This is a genomic window from Actinomycetota bacterium, assembly GCA_036280995.1.
GTDB lineage: Bacteria > Actinomycetota > CALGFH01 > CALGFH01 > CALGFH01 > CALGFH01.
In genome coordinates, this window is sequence record DASUPQ010000839.1 from 1 (window position 1) to 4,201 (window position 4,201).

Genomic DNA, 4,201 nt, shown 5'->3' on the forward strand with positions numbered 1-4,201 from the left:
CGGGGCGGCGGGGGTCGTCTCGGGCTCCGGCTCCTGCTGGCCGACCAGGCTCGGCGGGGTGGTCACCGGCCCGGCGCCGTCGCCGCTGACGACCACGACCACGGTGCCCTCGCTGACGGTGTCCCCCACCTTGACCCGGACGTCCTGCACCTTCCCGGCGGCGGTGGCGGGGACGTCCATGGTCGCCTTGTCGGACTCCAGTGTGACGAGGGGGTCCTCCTCGGCGACCACGTCGCCCGCCGCCACGTGCACCTCGATCACCGGGACGTCCTGGTAGTCGCCGATGTCGGGGACCGCGATCTCTGTGGTTGCCACTGTTCCCTCCGATCAACCCAGGTCTGGAAGGTCTAAGTCAGCTGCGGGCCGGGTTGGGCTTGTCGGGGTCGATGCCGTACTTGGCGATCGCCTTGGCGACGGTCTCGGTCGGCACCGTGCCCTCCTGGGCGAGGGCCTGTAGCGCGGCGAGGACGACGAAGTAGCGGTCGACCTCGAAGAACCGGCGCAGCTTGCGCCGGTAGTCCGAGCGGCCGTACCCGTCGGTCCCCAGCACCTTGTAGGTCCCGGGGACGAACGGCCGGATCTGGTCGGCGTACGACTTGACGTAGTCGGTGGCCGCGATCACCGGCCCCTGCCGGCCGGCCAGGCAGCCGGCCACGTAGCTCTGGCGCGGCGGATCGGTCGGGTGGAGCAGGTTCCAGCGCTCGGCGTCCAGCCCCTCGCGGCGCAGCTCGGTGAAGCTGGGCGCGCTCCAGACGTCGGCGTCCACCCCGAAGTCCTCGGCCAGCAGGTCGGCCCCGGCGATCACCTCGCGCAGGATGGTCCCGCTGCCCAGCAGCTGCACCCGCGGCTTCGGCTTGGCCTTGCCGCGGCCCTTGCGGACCGGGGAGCCCTCCCGGAACAGGTACATCCCCTTGAGGATCCCCTCGGCGACCCCGTCGCCCTCGGGCATGGCCGGGTGCTGGTAGTTCTCGTTCATGACGGTCAGGTAGTAGAAGACGTCCTCCTGGTCGGCGAACATCCGCCGCAGGCCGTCCTGGACGATGACCGCGACCTCGTAGGCGAAGGTCGGGTCGTAGGAGATGCAGTTGGGGATCAGCGACGACTGCACGTGGCTGTGGCCGTCCTCGTGCTGGAGGCCCTCGCCGTTGAGGGTGGTCCGGCCGGCGGTGCCCCCGACCAGGAAGCCGCGGGCCCGGCTGTCGCCGGCCGCCCAGGCCAGGTCGCCGATCCGCTGGAAGCCGAACATCGAGTAGTAGATGTAGAACGGGATCATCGGGCAGTCGCTGTGGCTGTAGGAGGTCGCGGCGGCCACCCAGGACGCCATCGCCCCCGGCTCGTTGATGCCTTCCTGAAGGAGCTGCCCGGTCTTGTCCTCCTTGTAGAACATCAGCTGGTTGGCGTCCTCGGGCTGGTAGAGCTGCCCGACCTGGGACCAGATCCCGAACTGGCGGAACATCCCCTCCATGCCGAAGGTGCGCGACTCGTCGGGCACGATCGGGACCACCCGCTTGCCGATCTGCTTGTCGCGCAGCAGCGTGTTCAGGATGCGGACGAACGCCATGGTGGTGGAGATCTCGCGCTCCCCGGTGCCGGCCAGCTGGGCCCCGAACGCCGACAGCTCGGGCACCGGCAGCGACTCCGACCGCTCGCGTCGCACCGGCAGGGAGCCGCCCAGGGCCTGGCGCCGCTCCTTGAGGTAGCGGGCCTCCGGGCTGTCGTCGGCCGGCCGCTGGTAGGGGTAGTCGAGCAGCTGGTCGTCGGGGATCGACAGGTTGAAGCGGTCCCGGAAGTCCCGCAGGGCGGCCTCGGCCATCTTCTTCTGCTGGTGGGTGATGTTCTGGCCCTCGCCGGCCTCGCCCATGCCGTAGCCCTTGACCGTCTTGGCCAGGATCACCGTCGGCTGGCCGGTGTGGTTCACCGCGGCCTGGTAGGCGGCGTACACCTTGACCGGGTCGTGGCCGCCGCGGTTGAGGTCCCAGATCTCCTCGTCGCTCATGTCGGCGACCAGCTGGAGCAGCTCGGGGTAGGCGCCGAAGAAGTGCTCGCGCACATACGCGCCGTTCTTGGACTTGAAGTCCTGGTACTGGCCGTCGACGCACTCCTCCATGCGCTGCAGCAGCAGGCCGGTGGTGTCCCGCGCCAGCAGCTCGTCCCAGCGGCTGCCCCAGATGACCTTGATGACGTTCCAGCCGGCGCCGCGGAAGATGCCCTCCAGCTCCTGGATGATCTTGCCGTTGCCCCGGACCGGGCCGTCCAGGCGCTGGAGGTTGCAGTTGACCACGAAGATCAGGTTGTCCAGCCGCTCCCGGCCGCCGAGCGAGATCGCCCCCAGCGACTCCGGCTCGTCGGTCTCGCCGTCGCCCAGGAACGCCCACACCTTGCGGCCGGCGGTGTCGGCCAGCCCGCGGGTGCCCAGGTACTTCAGGAACCGGGCCTGGTAGATGGCCATGATCGGCCCCAGCCCCATCGACACCGTCGGGAACTGCCAGTAGTCCGGCATCAGCCACGGGTGCGGGTAGGACGGCAGCCCGCCGCCGTCGACCTCCTGACGGAACCGGTCCATCTGGGCCTCGGTGAACCTTCCCTCCAGGTACGACCGGGCGTAGAAGCCAGGCGAGGAGTGGCCCTGGAAGTAGACCAGGTCGCCGCCGTGGCCCTCCGAGGGCGCGTGCCAGAAGTGGTTGTAGCCGGTGTCGTACAGGGTGGCCGACGACTGGAAGCTGGCGATGTGCCCGCCCAGCTCCGAGGACTCCTTGTTGGCCCGCAGCACCATGGCCAGCGCGTTCCACCGGTTCAGGGAGCGGATCTTGTGCTCGGTGGCCAGGTCGCCCGGGTAGGCCGGCTGCTGGTCGACCGGGATGGTGTTGAGGTAGGGCGTGGTCGCCGAGTACGGGGCCGGCGCCCCCCGCCGGCGGCCCTCGGCCGACAGCTCGCCGAGCAGGAACCGGGCCCTGTCGGTCCCCTCGAACGCCAGCACCGAGTCCAGCGCCTCCAGCCACTCACGGGTCTCGACCGGGTCTACGTCGTTCAGCATGGCCATCAGTCCATCCACTCAGGCTGGAGCACCAGCGTCCTTCAGCAACCGTCGGCCGATCTTAGGTTCTAGATCGTTCCATCAACCGCCCCACTCGAACCAGTCTTGAAATACCCCAACTCCGGCCACGGGAACGCACGGTCCCGGCTTCGGCATTCATCCCATCCAGGCGATGCGCCCCCGGCCCAGAGGACGCAGCCTGATCAGACAATGGGCATCCTCCTGGCGTTCGCCGTCATCGCGGCGGCGATGGCGGTCGCGGTCACCGCCATGCTGCTGGTCCGCAGGCGTGCCCCCGAAGGCAGCTTCTTCAACGACGGCGACCGCGCCTCCGGGGTGTTCGGGGTGCTCGCCACCGGGTTCGCCCTCCTGCTCGGGCTCATCGTGTTCCTCGCCTTCACCAGCTACGACGACTCCAAGACGGGCGCCGAGAGCGAGGCCCTGGCCGTGGTCCAGCAGTTCGAGACGGCCCAGTTCCTGCCGCTCGCCGCCAGCGGGAGGCTCGGCGGGGAGCTGGTCTGCTACGGACGGTCGGCGGTGGGCCAGGAGTGGCCGCGGATGGAGACCGGCACCGAGAGCGGGGCGATCAACCCCTGGGCTATCGCCCTGTTCAGGACCATGAAGACCGTCCAGCCGGCAAGCGCGACCGAACAGTCCGCCTACGACAAGTGGTTCGACCTGACCTCCACGCGCGAGGAGGCCCGGCGCGACCGCGTCCACGCCTCCGAAGGCGTCATCCCGACACCGCTGTGGTGGGTCCTGTTCTTCACCGCCGGGCTCATCGTGGTCTACATGCTGTTCTTCGCCGACAGCGGGGAGCGGGCGGTCGTCCAGGGCCTGCTGATGGGCTCGGTCGTGGCCGTCATGGTCGCGACCCTGCTGCTGATCAGGACCCTGGACGCGCCCTACCGGCCTGGCCTCGGCCAGCTGCGGCCGGTCGCCATGGAGCAGACCCTCGGGCTGATCGAGCAGGCCCGCACGGTCCTCGGGGACGACGCCCCCCTCCCCTGCGACGCCGAGGGACGACCACGGTGACCGGCCGGCGGCTGGAGGCCTGGCTCGAGGTCGTCTCGGCCGTGGTCCTCTCCGTGGCCGCGCTGGCCATCGCCTGGAGCGGCTACCAGGCGAGCCGCTGGACGGGCGAGCAGGCCAAGGCCTTCAGCCGGG

General features: G+C 70.0%; 3 protein-coding genes. 1 reads left to right on the forward strand and 2 read right to left on the reverse strand.

Annotated features, from left to right (window positions below; genetic code table 11):
• A partial coding sequence (locus VF468_28095) for a biotin/lipoyl-containing protein (protein HEX5882146.1) occupies window positions 1-315 on the reverse strand: 315 nt, incomplete at its 3' end.
• Window positions 316-352: 37 nt separating this feature from the next.
• A complete protein-coding gene (gene aceE / locus VF468_28100; GenBank protein ID HEX5882147.1) occupies window positions 353-3,040 on the reverse strand; it encodes a pyruvate dehydrogenase (acetyl-transferring), homodimeric type in 2,688 nt (895 codons plus the stop codon).
• A gap of 204 nt (window positions 3,041-3,244) precedes the next feature.
• Between aceE and VF468_28105 the strand changes: the two genes are divergently transcribed.
• Window positions 3,245-4,069, forward strand: coding sequence for a hypothetical protein (locus VF468_28105; GenBank protein HEX5882148.1), 825 nt, complete (start codon window positions 3,245-3,247; stop codon window positions 4,067-4,069).
• The last annotated feature ends 132 nt before the right edge of the window (window positions 4,070-4,201 follow it).